The organism is Hyphobacterium indicum, assembly GCF_003129605.1.
GTDB classification, from domain to species: domain Bacteria; phylum Pseudomonadota; class Alphaproteobacteria; order Caulobacterales; family Maricaulaceae; genus Hyphobacterium; species Hyphobacterium indicum.
The window spans coordinates 356,690-374,133 of sequence record NZ_QBDX01000004.1 but is presented as its reverse complement, the minus strand read 5'-3'; the positions used below and the strand labels follow the sequence as shown (position 1 = coordinate 374,133).

The following is a 17,444-nucleotide window of genomic DNA, read 5'->3' as shown; positions in this document are numbered from 1 at the left end:
TCCGGCGCTGGCCGCTCCGCATTGCGGATTGGTCAGCGCCGCGTACATCGCCTAAGATGACTGCAATCACCATCCGCCGGTGGGGAACCGGCTTCAGAAGGGACATTGAAAATGAAGAAACTGCTATTGGGCAGCGCCTGCCTGGCCCTGCTGGCCGCGTGCAGCGAGCCGCAAACGCCTGACACCACGATCGTTGAACAGACCGATGGCACATCGGCCGAAAGCCATGAGACCGTTACCGCCTCTGCCGAAATCGGCGAGTGGGGCTTTGATCTCGACGGTATGGATACCAGTGTCGATCCCGGGAATGACTTTTTCCGCTACGCCAATGGCGAATGGCTGGATACGACCGAAATCCCGGCCGATCTCTCCAATTACGGCATGTTCACCGAGCTGGCACTGGAAGCCGAACAGCAGGTTCAGGACATCATTCTCGAGCTGGCCGAAACCGGCGGTGAAGCCGGCTCGATCGAACAGCAGGTCGGCGACCTCTATGCCAGCTGGATGAATACGGACGCGCTGGATGCGCGCGGCCTTGAAGCGGTCGAACCGCTGATGGCGGAGATCGCTGCGGCTGAAACCCATGAGGATTTTGCGGCGCTGTTCGCGACCCTGGATCATCAGGCCCTTTACGGGGTCGGCATCATTCCCGATCCGGCGGATACGACCCGTTATACGGTTTTTGTCGGCCAGGGCGGGCTGGGCATGCCGGACCGCGATTTCTATCTGAATGAAGGCGAGCGCTATGACGAATACCGCGCCGCCTATCAGGCTTATATCACGCAAATTTTCGATCTGGCGGGCATTGAAGGCGGGGCTGAAAAAGCCGAGGCCATTCTGGCCCTGGAAACCCGTATCGCCGATGTCCACTGGACACAGGAGCAGAGCCGGAACATCCAGGCCATCTACAATCCGATGCCGCTGGATCAGCTTGCCACGCTGGCCCCGCAATTCAATTTCGAAGCCGGCATGGCCGCGCTCGGGATTGACGGAGTGGAATCCTATCTGGTGGCCCAACCCAGTGCGATCGAAAGCACGGCGACCATTTTTGCCGAGACGCCGGTCGACCTGATGCGCGATTACATGACATTCCATCTGCTGAATTCGAACACCAATGCGCTGCCGCTGGCGTTTGATGCTGCGAGCTTTGAATTCTTCGGACGGACTCTGAACGGGACCGAAGAGCAGCGCCCGCGCGACCGCCGCGGCGTGAATCTGGTGGGCGGCTCCATGGGTGAAGCCGTGGGCCAGGTCTATGTCGACCGTCATTTCCCGCCGGAATCCAAGGACCAGATGGAAGATCTGGTGGCCAACCTGACGGCCGCTTTTGAAGAGCGCCTGGAAAACCTTTCCTGGATGGATGATGAAACCCGCGAGCAGGCCCTGCTCAAGCTCTCCACCTTTGAACCGCGTATCGGTTATCCGGATGAGTGGACAGATTATTCGACGCTGGTCATCGATACCGACGACCTGTTCGGGAATCTCCAGCGTATCAGTGAGTTCAACTGGAACCAGCAGGTCGAAGACCTCGCCGGGCCGGTGGACCGCGGTCAGTGGCCGTACCCGCCGCAAACCGTGAATGCGTCCTACAATCCGCTGATGAACCAGATCACTTTCCCGGCCGGTATTCTGCAACCGCCCTTCTTTGATCCCAATGCCGACCCGGCGATCAATTACGGTGCCATCGGCGCAGTCATCGGACATGAAATCGGTCACGGTTTCGATGATCAGGGCCGCGAGTTCGACGAGGCCGGGCGGATCCGCAACTGGTGGACGGAAGAAACCAATACCGCCTTCACGGAACGGGCAGAGCGCCTCGGAGCCCAGTATGACGGCTATTCGCCGATCGAGGGCGAGTTCGTGAATGGCACCTTCACCATGGGCGAGAATATCGGCGATCTGGGCGGCGTTCAGATGGCCTATTCCGCCTATCAGCGCTATCTCGACTCCTGCTGTGGCGGGGAAGCGCCGGTGATTGACGGCCTGACCGGCGATCAGCGCTTCTTCCTGGCCTGGGCCCAGGTCTGGCGCCGCCTCTATCGCGAGGACAATCTGCGTCAGCGTCTGGTCACCGATCCGCACAGCCCTTCGCAATACCGCACCAATGGCGTCGTCCGCAATCTGGACGCCTGGTATGCGGCGTTCGAGGTCACGGAAGAGGACGCCCTCTACCTGCCGCCGGAAGAGCGCGTGCGCATCTGGTAGTCACGCCTGTTGCATTGGCGGAATGGCCGGTCCCCGCGGGGCCGGCCATTTCCATTTCCGGCCCCTTGCGCGGACTGACATTCAAATATGACAGGATTGTCAGTTGAGCTTGCCCGGAACTGCGTTAGGTATCTCCATTGATTTTATCTTGGGGAGCTTGAACGTGATCAGGAAATTATTGCTGGCCTCCAGCGCCTTTGCCCTCGTCGTGGCGTGCAGCCCGGCCGATATGTCTGACGAGTCCGCGCCGGACAGCGTTGAAGACGCTGAAGAAACGCCGTCGGAAACCTCCGGGGCCGACAGTGCCGGCGGTGACATGGCCTCTGGCGAGGCCGTGCTCGGCGAGTGGGGTGTGGAAACCCAACACATTTCCGAAACCGTTGATCCGGGTGATGACTTCTTCCGCTATGTGAATGAAGGCTGGCTGGACACGGCCGAATATCCGCCGGGCTTTTCCAGCCTGAACGGCTTTACCGAGCTCTTCCTGCAAACCGAAGAGCGGGTCGAGGGCATTATTCACGCGGCCGCGGCGATGGATGCCGAGCCCGGGACACCGGAATTCCAGATCGGTACCCTTTATAACGATTATCTGGATACGGACCGGATCGAGGAATTGGGCCTGACACCGTTGCAGGCGGATATTGATGCAATTCTGGCGTCCGAGACGCATGAGGAGATCGCCCGCTGGTTCGGCATGCCTTCGCAAATGTCGATGTTCACCATGGGCGTGACCATCGATCCGGGCGATCCGTCGCGCTATGTGATCTCGACCGGACAGGCCGGGCTGGGTCTGCCCAACCGCGATTACTATCTGCGCGATGACGAGCCCTTCCCGGGCCATCGCGAGGCCTATGTCGACTATATGACCGGACTGTTTGAGCGTTCCGGCATCGAGAATGGCCGCGAACGCGCCGAAGCCATTCTGGCGCTGGAAACCGCGATTGCCGACATTCACTGGACCCGGGCCCAGGCCCGCGACCGGATTGCCAACTACAATCTGATGACAGTCGACGAGCTGACCGAATTCGCGCCGGGTTTTGACTGGCGCGCCTTCCTGGAAGCCGAAGACGTGGCGGATCAGGAAGAAATCATCGTCAATACCGACACGGCGGTGCAGGGGCTGGCACAGCTCTTTGCCGAAACGCCGGTCGAGACGCTGCGTTCCTATCTGGCCTTCCATTTCATCGACAATCACACGGCCATGCTGCCGGCGGCCTTCGATGATGCATCCTTCGATTTCTATGCCCGCCGCCTGAACGGCACCGAAGAACAGCGCCCGCGCGAATTGCGTGCCGTGCAGTTCGTGAACGGCCAGCTCGGAGAGCTGATCGGCCAAGTCTATGTCGAGCAGTATTTCCCGCCGGACTATCGTGACCAGATGAGCGAGCTGGTGGAATATCTCCGCCGGGCTTTTGCCGACCGGCTGGAAACGCTGGAATGGATGGATAACGAGACCCGCGCAGAGGCTTTCGACAAGCTGGAAGCCTTCATTCCGAAAATCGGCTATCCGACGCAATGGCGGGATTATTCCAGCATCGGTCTTGAGCCGGGTCAGCTGATCGCCAATGCCAATGCGGTGCGCGATTGGGGCCGGGCGGATTCACGGTCCCGCCTTGGCGGGCCCATCCGGAGCTGGGAATGGTTCATGAGCCCGCAGACGGTGAATGCCTATTATTCCTCGCAACGCAACGAGATCGTCTTTCCGGCGGCCATTCTGCAACCGCCCTTCTTCGATCCCTTCGCCGACATGGCCGTGAATTTCGGAGCTATTGGCGGCGTCATCGGCCATGAAATGGGCCATGGATTTGACGATCAGGGCAGCCGGTCCGATGGCACCGGCCTGCAACGCAACTGGTGGACCGAGTTTGCCCGCAACGAGTTCGAAAGCCGGACGGCCGTTCTGGAAGCCCAGTATAACGGCTTCTCACCGGTCGAAGGCCTGAACGTCAATGGGGCCCAGACCATGGGTGAAAACATTGGCGATCTGGGCGGTCTGTCCATCGCGCTCCATGCCTACCGCATGTATCTTGAGGATCATGGCGGTGGCGAGGAGATTGGCGGATTCACGCCGGAGCAGCGCTTCTTCATGGCCTGGGCCCAGGTCTGGCGCGGAATCCGCACGGATGATTCCATGCGGAACCGCGTGCTGACCGGTGTTCACAGCCCGAACCAGTACCGCACAAACGGGGTCGTCCGGAATATGGACGCCTGGTATGAGGCGTTCAACGTCACCGAGGATGATGATCTCTATCTTCCACCGGAAGAACGCGTGAGCATCTGGTAGCCCAGTCCCGGCTATCCATCAGGAAAGGCCCGGCCCAAGCGCCGGGCTTTTTTTTGATCACGCAATCGTTACGTTTCAAACACCGTATTCACTGCCCGTGCCGGAAATTTCCTGCTGTGATGGGATTTTGAAATCCGGGGAGGTTACAATGCGCCTGATCATTGCCCTTGTACTGGTGTACTTTGCGACGGCACCGATTGCCGGTGCGCAGTCCGATTCATCATCGCTGCCCGCCTGGTATCAGGCTCATATCGGCTTCATGACCCGTGACAGTGGCGCATGGATCGCGGAAAACCATGATGTCTCGGATCAAAACCCCTATACCCATTTCGGCCTTCAATGGACTGCCATGCCGGGAAATACGGGCATGACCGGCCGTCTTTACGGACTTCGAGCAGATGGCTCGACAGAAGAATTCTGGCAGTTCCGTGAGTTCTGGCATGCCGGTGACAATCAGGCCCGCGTGATGCAATGGGGTCTGGGCGGCGCTTTTGGTGACGGGGTGATGACCCGCTATGGCGACGATTTTGCCACGATCCGGCAGACGTTTTCCTGGCCGAACGGTGTGAGGACCGAAGGCGGTCATATCATCCGGACAGGTGCGGACAACACATATACAGCCGAACAATACCGCATAAATCCGGACACCGGCCAATGGGAATTCCAGCATGCGCTGACTTTCAGCAGGCAGGAGTAGAATCCGGCGGCATCGGCTGCTTATCCTGAGCTTGGTGGTTGCCTTTCCCTGTCAGGGCTGTTTTCTGCCGTTGGCAGAACGGGGTTGGGGCGTAGATGCGGATTCTGGTGACAGGCGGTTGCGGCTTTATCGGATCGGCGCTGGTGCGCCGGCTGGTGAAGGACGGACATGACGTCCTCAATCTGGACGCCATGACCTATGCCGGCGATGCACGATCCGTCGCCGATATTGCCGATTCTGAAACCTACCGCTTCCGCAAGGTCGATATCGCCGATGCGCCGGCCGTTGCGTCCGCCTTCACAGATTTCCGGCCGCAGCGCGTCTTTCATCTGGCCGCGGAAAGTCATGTCGACCGGTCGATTGACGGTCCGGGCATCTTCATCCGGACAAATGTCACCGGTACGTCGGTGATGCTGGATACCGCGCTGGCATACTGGCGCGATCTGGATGAGCCGGCCCGCGCGGCCTTCCGCTTTATCCATGTCTCGACGGATGAAGTCTATGGCACGCTCGGCCCGGGCGATCCGGCCTTCACCGAAGATACGCCCTATGCGCCCAACAGTCCCTATGCGGCTTCGAAAGCCGGGGCGGACCATCTCGCGCGGGCCTGGATGGAAACCTACGGCCTGCCGGTCATCATTACCAATTGCTCGAACAATTACGGACCCTTCCAGCATCCGGAAAAACTGATCCCGACGGTTATCCGCACGGCTCTGTCCGGCGGCGATATCCCGGTTTACGGCACGGGCGAGAATATTCGCGACTGGCTCTATGTGTCCGACCATGTGGAGGGTCTTCTGGCTGCCGCCGGCCAGGGGGTGGCCGGCCGGAAATACAATTTCGGTGGCGATGCAGAGCGGACCAATATCGATCTGGTCCGCACGCTCTGCCGCCTGCTGGACGCGAAACGCCCGGCGGACCGGCCGTATGAAGACCAGATCCGCTTTGTCACCGACCGCCCCGGGCATGATCTGCGGTATGCCGTCAACAACCAGCGCGCCCGGGACGAGCTGGGCTGGCGGCCGTCCGTGACGCTTGACAGCGGCCTGTCAGAGACCGTCGACTGGTATCTGGCTCATCCGGACTGGCTGTCGCGGGACAGGGAAGAAATTTCGCGCCTCGGGCTCGGGCGCTGACAGGAGACACGCCATGAAATCCAAGTGGAAAGGCCTGATCCTGGCCGGTGGCACCGGAAGCCGTCTCTATCCGTTGACCCATGCAGTCAACAAGCACCTCCTGCCGGTCTTCGACAAGCCGATGATCTATTATCCGCTGACCACCCTGATGCTGGGCGGGGTCAGGGATTTCGTGATTGTCTCCAGCCCGGATTCCATCCCGCAGATCCAGTCCCTGCTGGGGGATGGCAAGAAGTGGGGGCTGACGTTTGAGTATGTGGCCCAGAATCGGCCGGGGGGGATCGCCGAAGGCTTCCGCGTCGCTGCCAACGAGCTGGCAGGTCACAATATCGCGCTGATCCTCGGCGATAACATCTTTTATGGTGATGGGCTGTCCAAGCGGATTCAGGAAGCCGCGACGCAGGACAAGGGCGCGACGATTTTCGGCTATGAAGTCGCCGATCCTTCGGCCTTTGGCGTGGTCGAGCTGGGCGAGGACGGAAGGGCCATTTCACTTGAGGAAAAGCCGAAAAAGCCGAAGTCGAAACTCGCCGTGCCCGGCATCTATTTCTATGATCCGGACGTGCTGGACATTGCCTGGAAGCTGAAACCCTCGGGACGCGGCGAGCTGGAAATCACCGACGTCAACCGCGCCTATATGGAACGCGGCGACCTGCATGTGAAAACCATCGGCCGCGGTGTTGCCTGGCTGGATGGGGGCACCCATGCCGACCTGTTCGAAGCGGGGCAATTCATCAAGGTGGTCGAGGAGCGTACAGGTCTGAAAGTCGCCTGCCCGGAAGAGATCGCCTTCCGCATGGGATTCATCGACCGGGCCGGTCTGGCGGAACTGGTGGATGACAGTCCGAAAACCGAATATCAGAAATATCTGAAAGACTTGCTGGCCCGGAGCGTATAGGCTCCGGGATCGTTTGCAGCGGGAACGCCATGACAATTATACGCGCGCTGATAACCCAACAGGCTCTCCGTCGCGGTGCCATGTCCGTGAATCCGGGTGGCTGATCCCCACATGCTTCAGGATCTACTCTCGGTTTTTTCCGGCAGTCTGGTCGGTTTCATCCTCGGCCTGATTGGCGGTGGCGGGTCCATTCTGGCCGTGCCGCTGCTGGTCTATGTGGTCCGCATCGGCAGTCCGCATCTGGCGATCGGCACCGGTGCCCTTGCCGTGGCGGTCAGCGCACTGTTCAACCTTCTCACCCATGCCCGCGCCGGCAATGTGAAATGGCAATGCGCGCTGGTGTTTGCTGCGGCGGGCGTGCTCGGAGCCGTCGCAGGCGCAGCCCTGGGCAAGCGGGTGGATGGCGAACTATTGCTCGGGCTTTTCGGCCTTTTGATGATTGTCGTCGGCGTGCTGATGCTGCGGCCGCGTGCCGGAGGGAATGGTGACATCCAGCTGACCTGGAAAATTGCGCCGCGTCTGGCTGCCTCCGGCTTCGTGGTTGGCGGGCTGTCGGGCTTTTTCGGAATTGGCGGCGGTTTTCTCATCGTGCCGGGCCTGATCGTGGCAACGGCCATGCCGTTGCTCAACGCCATCGGCTCGTCACTCGTATCGGTGACCGCATTCGGCTCGGCCACCGCCGCCAGTTATGCGGTATCCGGCCTGATTGTATGGCGCATCGCCATTCTGTTCATACTGGGTGGCGTACTGGGCGGAATTGCCGGCAGCTGGGCGTCAAAAACGCTTGCGCTCCGCAAGCGGGCGCTGAATTACGTGTTTTCCGGCATCGTCATTTCGGTGGGCGTGATGGTGGCCGTGGATGGTTTGCGCACACTCTATCACGCCATGCCGCAGGGTTAGCGGGGCGGGCTGACGACCCCGTATTCGATCAGGGATTCGGCGGCGGCCTCGATGGCTTCCCGGGCCGGACGGAAAGCAATACCGGTCTTTTCCGTGACATAGGCGGTTTTCGCGATCCGGCGGCGGCCAAGGTCAGCGAGAACCGATTTCAGATTCCTGTCGAACAGCGCCATGAAGCGGACGACCCATGCCGGCAATTCCTTCGTCGGAATTTTTCTGGAAAAGGCCGGGAAGGCCGCGGCCAGTATTAGCGCCATCTCCTGCATGGAGACGGTGTCTGCCGCGGCGAGCAGACGCAGTCCGCCGGTATTGGGTGAGTCCATCGCCGCGACATGCAGGGCGGCCAGATCGCGGACATCCACTGTCGGAAACTGCAATGGCGGGCTCGCCGGGTAAGCGCCCTTGAGCAGCATTTCCACGACCGAAAGCGAAGTGCCGATACGTTCATCCAGCGACGGGCCGAGGACGAGGCCGGGATTGATCACGGTGGCGCGGTGGCGTTCACCGCGTTCGTCGAGCAAGGCCCAGAGCGCCTGTTCGGCGCGGGTCTTGGAGACGATATAGGGCGAGATGGCTTTCCAGTCCGGGTCCGACCAGTCCTCCGGGCCAGCCTCGAATTCGCCCTTGAATTTGGGATGATACATGACCGCGGCGAGTGAGGAGGTGACCACGATCCGCTTTGCACCGGCGTCAAGTCCGGCCTTGACGACACGCAGCAGGCCGTCGCGGGCGGCCGGGACCAGGGCTTCGCGGTCATCTGGCTGGGCCAGCGGAAAGGGCGAGGCGAGGTGCTGGATATAATCGCATCCGGCCACCGCTGCGGCCCAGCCATTATCGCTTGTCAGATCGGCTTCGGCGAAATGGATTTTGGTGTGATCTACGCCATGGCGGACCAGCGTTTCCTTGACGGATGCAGAGCGGGCGGTGTCACGGACGGTGCCGACGACCTCGTGTCCGGCCTGCAGAAGCTGGAGTGCGACGTGTTTGGCTATGAAGCCGCTGATACCGGTTACAAGTACACGTGCCATGCTGATCCCCCCGGATTTACTGGCCGAACAGGCCTCTCAATATATCGCGCGTTCGCCCGGCAGGGTTGCTGCGGAGGCCGCGCTCTTCTTCCCCGACATAATGGAATACCCCGTCGAGCGCTTTTTCAACCGCAAAATCGGTCACCTCACCGCGAAAGTCCCGTGCAGTGGAGCGGGCATTGCGGCTGCGGCCGAACAGCTGGCTCATACCGGACTGGCTATCGACCAGCCCGGCGGCACTGTCGAGCGCGCCGTAAGCGCCTGAGGAGGCCAGCGTCGTTTCCATGGGCGGGCGCAGAAGGCCGGTGAGCGAAGTTTCGGTGCGCCCGCGCAGATATTGCGTGGCGGCGGTATCGCCGCCGCGGAGAATATCCAGGCCGTCATTGATCGTCATTGAACGGATGGCATTGATTACCAGATCGCGGGCCTGCGGCATGACCGCTTCGGCGGCACGATTCATGCGTAATTCCAGGTCATCCAGCGGGCCGGACAAGCCGATGGGCTGCAGGCGGCGCTGGGCCGTGTTCAGCATGCCCGGCAAGGGGATGCGGACAATGCTGTCGCCGAAGAAACCATCGCGCTGGCCGAGGCGCTGCGTGGCCTGCCGTGTCGCGGTTACCAGCAGGGAGCGGATGCCGGGGGCGGCGCCCTGTGCCTGAGCCGCACCGGGCCATAGCATTGCGGCCGCAGCCGTCGTCAAAAACAGGCGGCGATGGATCATGAGCGGCTCCCGGGGGCGGTTACTCGAAGCGCAAGGCCTCGATCGGATCCAGCCTTGATGCCCTATGCGCCGGATAAAAGCCAAAGAAAATCCCGACAAAGGCCGACGCACCGATGGCGATCAGCGCCACGCTCGGCTGGATTTCGATGGGAAATTGATCCAGCGATTCAATATAGGCCGCCCCGCCAATGCCGATCAGCAGGCCGACGAGCCCGCCGGTAAAGCACAGGACCACGCTTTCGATCAGGAACTGGTTGCGGATGTCCGCGCGCTTGGCCCCGACGGCGAGGCGCAGACCGATTTCCCGGGTCCGCTCGGTGGTCGAGACCAGCATGATGTTCATGATGCCGATGCCGCCCACCAGCAGCGAGATTCCCGCTGCCGCGGCCAGCAGGACGCCGAGCTGGCTCTCGGTCTCGTTCCGGGCCCGGATGAATTCGCCCAGATTGTTGACGGAAAAATCGTCTTCCGCGCCCGGCTGGACATTGCGCCTTATGCGCATCAGCTCTTCAATGTCGGCAGTAACCAGACCGGGATCGGCTGACGCGTCGATTTCGGCATAGATGGTGAAGACCGGATCCCGCACGCCCAGATCATACCCCAGTATGCGGTCACGCACGGTGTTGATCGGTGCCAGCGCGACATCGTCCTGGTCCTGGCCCCAGCTGGATTGCCCCTTTGCCGACATCACCCCGATGATCTCCATCGGGGTCGTGCCCACGCGGACAATCTGTCCGACCGGATCGGATGCGCCATAAAGCTCCCGGGCCAGGGTCTGGCCAATCAGGATGACCCGTGCGCCGGAATTGACCTCCTCGGGATAGAAGCTGCGGCCGGATGAGGGGAACCAGTCCCGTGTCTCGAAATATTCGGCATGGACGCCCTGGATCCGGGTCGACCAGTTCACGCCGTCGGCGACAAAAGTGGATGTGCCTGACATTTCGCCCGAGACGGCGGCGATGCCGTCAATCTCGTCCCGGAGGGCCTCGACATCCTCGTCATTCATGAAAGTCGCGGTTCCGGCGCCGCCACGGCGTCCGCCAAAGGCACTCGAGCCCGGGCGGATGATCAGCAGATTGGCCCCGAATGAGGCGATCTGCTCCTCGATGGCATTGCTGGCCCCTTCAGTGACCGAGACCATGACGATCACGGCCGAGACACCGATCACAACGCCCAGCATGGCGAGGGCAGAACGCAGTGCATTGACCCTCAGCGCGGTCAGGGCGACGCGGATGGCGGCAAACAGATTCATGTCCGGTCCTCAACGATTTCACCGTCCCGGAACACGATCTGCCGCTTGGCATGAGCGGCGACGTCCGGTTCGTGGGTGACAAGAATGATGGTCATGCCGTCGCGGTTGAGCTGGTCGAATATCTGCAGGATTTCTTCCGAGGTCTGCGAATCCAGCGCGCCGGTGGGTTCATCGGCCAGGAGAATGGCCGGGTCATTGACCAGCGCCCGGGCGATCGCGACACGCTGTTGCTGGCCGCCGGAGAGCTGCGAAGGGTGGTGGTCCATGCGTTCGCCGAGCCCGACCTGGCGCAGGCGGGCCTCGGCGCGTTGCTTGCGCTCGGACGCGGATATGCCGGAATAGACCAGGGGCAGGGCGGCATTGTCGATGGCGGCTGTGCGCGGCAGCAGGTTGAATTGCTGGAATACGAAGCCGACCCGCTTGCCGCGGAAGGCTGCGAGCTCATCCGGCTTCATCGCTTCCAGCCGTTCGCCATCAATTTCCAGCGTGCCGGAGGTGGGCCGGTCGAGCGCCCCGATCATGTTCATGAAAGTCGATTTACCGGACCCGGACGGCCCCATGATGGCCACATATTCGCCGCGCCGGATATCGACGCTGACGCCGCGCAGGGCATGGACCTCGTTCTCGCCCATCTTGTAGATGCGCGTCAGGTTGCGGCAATGGATCAGGGATGCGGTCATCCCTCCGACATCCGCGCCCGCGTGACGACCGCTTCACCGGCTTCCAGATCGCCGGCCACGACCTCGGTGCGGCGGCTGTCGCCAACGCCGATGCGCAGTCGCCGTTCTTCGAGGAAGCCGTCGCCGGTCTCAACCCAGACGCTGGCAGCGCGGGTCTCGGCATTTTCGGCCTGTATCTGCTGGAACCGCCTCATCTGATCGGCGGTCAGGATGGGACGCAGCGCGTTGGCAAAGAGCTGGCTCATGGCATTGCGGTCCGGCGGCTGGCCCGATGACTGGATCTGGGTCTGCATCTGCATGAAGGCCGACCGCACGGCTTGCTGGGCGTCTTCGCGCTGACTCTCCGTCATGTCGAGCTGTTCGGCGATGCGGTCCATCATGCCGCCCCCGCCGCGGCCACCACCCTGTCCGCCACCGCCTTGCCCCGGTTGCGGCGCTTCCGCCGGGCGGGCGAGGGCTTCCAGCGCGCCGGAGGGGCGGAAGCGCAGGGCGGAATTGGGCACGGACAGCACGCCTTCGCGTTCGCCGGTGACGATATCCAGATTGGCGGTCATGCCGGGCAACAGGCGCTGACCGGGATTATCCGCTGTGATGACCACGGTATAGGTCACGACATTGGATTCATTGGTGGCGGCCAGGCGCACCTGATCGACACGGCCTTCATAGCTCTGGCCTGGAAAGGCATCGACGGTAAAGGTCGCGGTCTGGCCCTGCAGGATCTGGCCGATATCGCTTTCATCGACCTGGGCGTCGATCTGGATGACGGACAGGTCCTGAGCGATGGTGAAGAGAACAGGGGCCGAGAGGCTGGCTGCGACGGTCTGGCCGACATCGACCGCGCGATTGATGACAACGCCGTCAATCGGAGCGCGGATAACCGTGCGTTCGAGATCGATCTGTGCCCCGTTCAGCGTCGCTTCGCGCTGCTGCAGGGTGGCGCGCGCATTGCGGATCTGGGCGAGGGCAACAGCGCGCTCCGAGCGCGAGGATTCCAGCGCGGCTTCCGCCGCTTCGAATGCGGCGGTGCTGGCAATGCCGCGTTCCAGAAGCGATTCAACGCGGCCGAATTCTTCCTCGGCGACGCGGAGATTGGCGTCGACCCGCTGCAGGCCGGCCTGCTGGAGGGCGATCTGGGCATTGGCTGTGGCCACGGCGGCCTCGGCTTCGCGGACGCGGGTCTCATAGGTTTGCGGATCAATGCGGGCAATGACCTGTCCGGCTTCGACCGGCGAGTTGAAATCGACATTCAACTCGGCGACCTGACCGGACAGCTGGGAGCCGACCTCGACTGTGACGCGGGCCCGCACGGCGCCGGTGGCGGCAACAGACCGGCGGATATCGGCCAGTTCGGCGGCTTCGGATTCGATGGTGAGCTGGCCCTCCGGTGCGGCGCGCCCGAAAACGTACCAGCCAGCCGCGATGATGATCAGAACGGCCACTCCGGCGGCGATCCACAGTCTGTTCATGTCTTTCGTCCCGATATGTCTACCGGAAACGTATTCCGGGTCCCTGTTCCGTCGTAAATGACGCAGTTAACGCCAGCTTCAAGTGAATTAGAGTTCACAATGATGTGCCGGTCACAAGCCCATGCGGCTGTTGAACCGGCCTCCGGTCTCGATGCCGACAAATGAGAGGAGATGCGCGACCAGCAATAGCAGCCAGAATCCGAGCGTAATGGACAATAGCGTCCACGGGATCAGGCGCGGACCTTTTGCCGGATCGGGTTCCTTGCGGGTCTGCCAGGCGGAAAAGACAAAGGCACCGGCCGAGAGGACAAAGAGGGTGAGGGTAAGGGACAGCGACATTCCGGCTCCGGGGCCCTGGTGAATCCATGCTCGGTCTTGGCCCAGAAATAGGGCCGAATGCGCAATTCCACCAGCGCAATGATCGCTGCAATGGTTTGCAGAGGCCAATAGAGCGGAATCCGTGCCACGTCTATGCAGCGTGTTTGCAGGCCCGCCCGGTGGATGGCGGCGACCCCGCACACCATGGAGGCGGCATACCCCAGACACAGGAATCCGGCGGCGGGCAGGGTCAGGCGGATCATGCCGGATGCGGCAAGGCCGGTCAGGGCGATGATGGCAGGGCCGTGCAGCAATGCCGACATTGTGGCGGTTCCGATGGTCATGGCGAGGCTGAACGCAGCGCCCGGTGACAGGGCTGACGGATGGCGCAAATGCACGGCCAGGGTCTGGATATACCCTTTCAGCCACCGCGAGCGCTGCCGGATCCAGGGGGAAGTGTGTTCGGGGGCTTCTTCCAGTGTGGGCGGGGTGATCACACCGCTGCGATAGCCCAGCCGAGCGAGCCGGAAGCCGAGATCGGCATCCTCGGTGACATTGTAGGCATCCCAGCCGCCAGCGGCCTCCAGCGCCTCGCGGCGGAAATGATTGCTGGTTCCCCCCAGTGGCAGTGGCAGGCCAAGGCGGGCGAGGAGCGGCAGAATGGCGCGAAACTGGACGGCATATTCGATCGCGAACTGCCGGGTCAGCCAGTTGCTGTCATGGTTATACCAGTTCAGCGGAGCCTGGACGCAGCCGAGTTTTTCATTCCCCGCTAGAAAGGCCGCCGCGGCGGCGCGCAGCTGACCGGGATGGGGCACATCCTCGGCATCATAGACGGTGACGATGTCACCGCGTGCAAAGGTCAGCGCGTAATTGAGGGCGCGGGGTTTGGTGCGGGGCGTGCCCTCCGGGACGATGACAATCTCGAAGCGGCTGTCAAAGACGAGTTGCCGGGCTGCCTGAATGGTCTCGTGGTCGTCGGCCTCCATGATGATCTTGATGTCGAGCCGCCCCGGCGGATAGTCGAGGCTGGCCAGCGCCCGGGTCAGTTGCGGCAGGACCGCCGCCTCCCGGTAGACCGGGGCCAGTATGGTGAAGACCGGAAGCCGGGCTTCATCCGGCATGACGGATGGTTCCGGCCGTGCGCACCAGGCTGCGGCGGCAAGACGGAACAGGATCATCACCAGAAAGACGCTGGCGGCCACCAGCTGAAGCGCGGTCCACATCACTCCCGGCGCCCAAAGTATCAGAACAGGGCCTACAGCCAGGGTGGCGAGCCCGGCACGTCTTTGCATTGCGGTAAGGCCGGATTTTGCGGACAGCGCCGGTGATTTGTAGAACAGGCCGTTGGCAGCCCTGTCCGCCCAGCCCGGCGCCAGCCTGTGTGGCGCCAGACGTTCAACCGCACGCATATGCTGCCCGGCGAGCGCGCCCGCCCGGTATCCCTGATCATCCATCGTCCACCCCCGATGTATATCGGAAGCAACCTTAGATGGATTTTTTCAGAAAAGCGAATCGTTGGCCGGTTTTCAGGCCTTGGGATTGATCAGAAGGTCGAGGGTGACATCGTTCAGAATATCATCCGTGGTAAACACGGCAGCGGCAGATGTCGGGAAACCGTCCGGCATTTCATGATCCTGCCGGGCGCGTTCGGCCAGCGACAGGGCCAGCGCGCCAATGCCCGGATTATGCCCGACAATCATGACACTGCCGGCGCGTTCGAAGGCTTCGATGGCCGCCCGGAACAGCATTTCCGGCGAGGCATGATAGAGCGTCATCGGATCATCGAATTTGGGATTGCCCAGTGTCTCGCGCATGGCGACGAAAGTCTGCATGGTGCGCTGGGCCGGGGAAACCAGAACCAGATCCGCGGCGATACCCGCCGACTTCAGCGCCACCGCCGTGCGGACCGCCTCCTCGCGGCCGCCCGGTGTCAGGCCGCGGTCAAAATCATCGTCCGCGTCCATGCGGTCGACGGCTTTGGAATGGCGGACAAGGATCAGTCGGGGCATGGGCGATCTTTCAGTCTGACGAAAGGTAAGTTTGCCGCGACTTGCCGGAAAACGCCACTATCACGGTCATTTTTTCACATTCTGTGATTTGATAGTCAAGCACCCTTGACGTAAAGTGAGCTTGTCATTATGTGTAAAGCGAGCTTAACAAAGGAGCGTGACAAATGATCCGTAATTTACTCCTGACAGCGGCCTCCGCTGCTCTTCTGACCGGATGTTCGGGAGCCGCAACGGGCCAGGATCTTTATTCCGGCTTTACGCGAATCGACCCGGAAAGCCGGACCCTTACTGAAAACAGCTATATCATTGTCGAGGACGGCAGGATCATCCGGGTCGGTACTGGCAACCCGCCGGACATGGACTTCCGGACGGTTCACGATCTGACCGGCACTTTCGGCCTCCCGGGGTTCGTGGATGCGCATGGTCATATCACCGCCGGTCCGCACGCTGTCGACATCGTCGATGGTGCGCCGATGGTGACGATGGAAAGTCGCGAGGATGTCACCGAATTTCATGCCCGAGTGGCACTCGCTTTTGGCGTTACGTCGGTGCGCAATCCCGGCGCAGATCCGCAGGCCAATGCGGTTTACGACAGACGTATTGCCTCGGGGGAGTGGATCGGGCCGGATGCGGTTCACGCCGGTGCGGTCATGCAGCCTCCGCCCTTTGGCGGCAATGCCTTTGCCTATCCGCAAGGCCGCGAGGCTTGGTTCGCCGAAGCTGAACGGCAGGCCGGTCTCGGCATGCGCTATTTCAAACTCTATCACGGGCTAACCGAGGACGAGCTGGCGCTGGGTATCGAAGCCGCGCACGCGCATGGATTAAAGGCCATCGCGCATCTCGATCAGGTCAGCTGGCTGACCGCTGCCGAGATGGGAATTGACGGTTTGCTGCATGCCCTGCCGACCAGTTCCGACCTGCTGGAGCCGGAAGCGGCGGAGGCCTATCTTGCTGAACGCGGGCCGGATTCCCGTTTCATGTACCAATGGTTCGAATATGCCGATTTCGACAGCCCGCGTGTTCAGCGCCTGATGCGTGAACTGGCAGAACGGCAGATCGAGGTCGATCTGACGCTGCTGGTCAATGAGCTGGTCTATAGCGAGGAAGGATATCAGGCCGTGATACAGGCGGGCGATGAGCGCTACTTCCACCCCGATGCGCTTGAGTCTTCAGAGCAATTTGCCGAGCTCGCGCGTACCGGCTGGACCGGTGAGGACTATGCCCGCGCCGATGCGGCGATGGACAATGTCCACGCATTCGTGCGCCGCCTCCATGCTGCCGGTGTGCCACTGCTGATCGGTACAGATGGTCCGGGCGGCGGCCCCGGCTATGCAATGGAGCTGCAGCTGCATCACGCCGCCGGGCTCGACCGCTGGGAAATCCTGCGCCTGGCAACCTCGGCCTCGGCCGAAGGGATCGGTTTTGACAATACCGGACGCTTGGCAGAAGGCCGGGAAGCCGACATCGTCTTTCTCGATGCCAATCCGGTCGAGAATCTCGACCATGCCCGCGAGGTGCATATGGTCGTGACCAATGGCCGAGCCTTCACATTCGAACAGCTTACCGCGCCGCTGCTGCAAAACTCGCAAGACGGGGAGGGCTAAATGCCGGAACTCATCAGGAAAATCGTGCTTGTGCTGGCTTTCGCCGCATTCGGAGCCGCGTGGACCGGGGTGATCGTGACCTATTTCGTATCGGACTCGACGACCGCCTTCGTGGTCGCGGTCACTTTCGCGGCGCTGGCGACGGAAGCCCTGTTCTGGACGCTCGCCATTATTGGCGGATGGGCGGTGTTCGCGAATCGGAAAAAGCTGTGGAACCGGTTCTTCGGTCAACCCTCGCACTAG

General features: G+C 61.8%; 15 protein-coding genes. 8 read left to right on the top strand and 7 right to left on the bottom strand.

Annotated elements, in window-relative coordinates:
• The first annotated feature begins 111 nt into the window (after nucleotides 1-111).
• The 6 genes from DBR16_RS09840 (at nucleotide 112) to DBR16_RS09815 (ending at nucleotide 8,120) form a co-directional block, all read left to right on the top strand.
• Nucleotides 112-2,205, top strand: a complete 2,094-nt coding sequence (locus DBR16_RS09840; protein WP_109261087.1) for a M13 family metallopeptidase — start codon at nucleotides 112-114, stop codon at nucleotides 2,203-2,205.
• A 163-nt stretch (nucleotides 2,206-2,368) separates the two neighbouring features.
• Nucleotides 2,369-4,489 (top strand): M13 family metallopeptidase, encoded by a 2,121-nt coding sequence (locus DBR16_RS09835; RefSeq protein WP_233347731.1) that lies wholly within the window; start codon nucleotides 2,369-2,371, stop codon nucleotides 4,487-4,489.
• 148 nt (nucleotides 4,490-4,637) lie between these two features.
• Nucleotides 4,638-5,186, top strand: a complete 549-nt coding sequence (locus tag DBR16_RS09830; protein ID WP_109261086.1) for a hypothetical protein — start codon at nucleotides 4,638-4,640, stop codon at nucleotides 5,184-5,186.
• A gap of 95 nt (nucleotides 5,187-5,281) precedes the next feature.
• Nucleotides 5,282-6,322, top strand: coding sequence for a dTDP-glucose 4,6-dehydratase (gene rfbB, locus DBR16_RS09825; protein ID WP_109261085.1), 1,041 nt, complete (start codon nucleotides 5,282-5,284; stop codon nucleotides 6,320-6,322).
• Between the two features lie 13 nt (nucleotides 6,323-6,335).
• Entirely contained in the window at nucleotides 6,336-7,220 is an 885-nt protein-coding gene (rfbA, locus tag DBR16_RS09820) for a glucose-1-phosphate thymidylyltransferase RfbA (protein ID WP_109261084.1), read from the top strand.
• A gap of 111 nt (nucleotides 7,221-7,331) precedes the next feature.
• Nucleotides 7,332-8,120 carry a sulfite exporter TauE/SafE family protein gene (locus DBR16_RS09815; protein ID WP_199288386.1) on the top strand — a complete coding sequence of 263 codons (789 nt, stop codon included), beginning with the start codon at nucleotides 7,332-7,334 and terminating at the stop codon, nucleotides 8,118-8,120.
• Here the strand turns inward: DBR16_RS09815 and DBR16_RS09810 are convergent.
• From DBR16_RS09810 to DBR16_RS09780, 7 genes are all read right to left on the bottom strand, one after another.
• On the bottom strand, nucleotides 8,117-9,148 hold the full coding sequence (locus DBR16_RS09810) for an NAD-dependent epimerase/dehydratase family protein (RefSeq protein WP_109261082.1): 1,032 nt from the start codon (nucleotides 9,146-9,148) through the stop codon (nucleotides 8,117-8,119). The two genes, DBR16_RS09815 and DBR16_RS09810, sit on opposite strands and share 4 nt — an antisense overlap.
• Before the next feature lie 16 nt (nucleotides 9,149-9,164).
• Nucleotides 9,165-9,869 (bottom strand): DUF4197 domain-containing protein, encoded by a 705-nt coding sequence (locus DBR16_RS09805; protein WP_109261081.1) that lies wholly within the window; start codon nucleotides 9,867-9,869, stop codon nucleotides 9,165-9,167.
• A gap of 19 nt (nucleotides 9,870-9,888) precedes the next feature.
• Complete coding sequence (locus DBR16_RS09800) at nucleotides 9,889-11,121, bottom strand: ABC transporter permease (protein ID WP_109261080.1); 1,233 nt, start codon at nucleotides 11,119-11,121, stop codon at nucleotides 9,889-9,891.
• A complete protein-coding gene (locus tag DBR16_RS09795; protein ID WP_109261079.1) occupies nucleotides 11,118-11,801 on the bottom strand; it encodes an ABC transporter ATP-binding protein in 684 nt (227 codons plus the stop codon). The genes DBR16_RS09800 and DBR16_RS09795 overlap by 4 nt, the downstream gene beginning before the upstream one ends.
• On the bottom strand, nucleotides 11,798-13,267 hold the full coding sequence (locus DBR16_RS09790; protein WP_109261078.1) for an efflux RND transporter periplasmic adaptor subunit: 1,470 nt from the start codon (nucleotides 13,265-13,267) through the stop codon (nucleotides 11,798-11,800). The genes DBR16_RS09795 and DBR16_RS09790 overlap by 4 nt, the downstream gene beginning before the upstream one ends.
• Before the next feature lie 230 nt (nucleotides 13,268-13,497).
• The gene (locus tag DBR16_RS09785) at nucleotides 13,498-15,042 is read right to left on the bottom strand and encodes a glycosyltransferase (protein WP_109261077.1); all 1,545 of its coding nucleotides are present in this window, start codon (nucleotides 15,040-15,042) and stop codon (nucleotides 13,498-13,500) included.
• Between the two features lie 72 nt (nucleotides 15,043-15,114).
• Nucleotides 15,115-15,597, bottom strand: a complete 483-nt coding sequence (locus DBR16_RS09780) for a SixA phosphatase family protein (protein WP_109261076.1) — start codon at nucleotides 15,595-15,597, stop codon at nucleotides 15,115-15,117.
• Nucleotides 15,598-15,761: 164 nt separating this feature from the next.
• Between DBR16_RS09780 and DBR16_RS09775 the strand changes: the two genes are divergently transcribed.
• Both DBR16_RS09775 and DBR16_RS09770 read left to right on the top strand, forming a co-directional pair.
• Nucleotides 15,762-17,201, top strand: a complete 1,440-nt coding sequence (locus DBR16_RS09775) for an amidohydrolase family protein (RefSeq protein ID WP_109261075.1) — start codon at nucleotides 15,762-15,764, stop codon at nucleotides 17,199-17,201.
• Nucleotides 17,202-17,444 (top strand): hypothetical protein, encoded by a 243-nt coding sequence (locus DBR16_RS09770; protein ID WP_109261074.1) that lies wholly within the window; start codon nucleotides 17,202-17,204, stop codon nucleotides 17,442-17,444.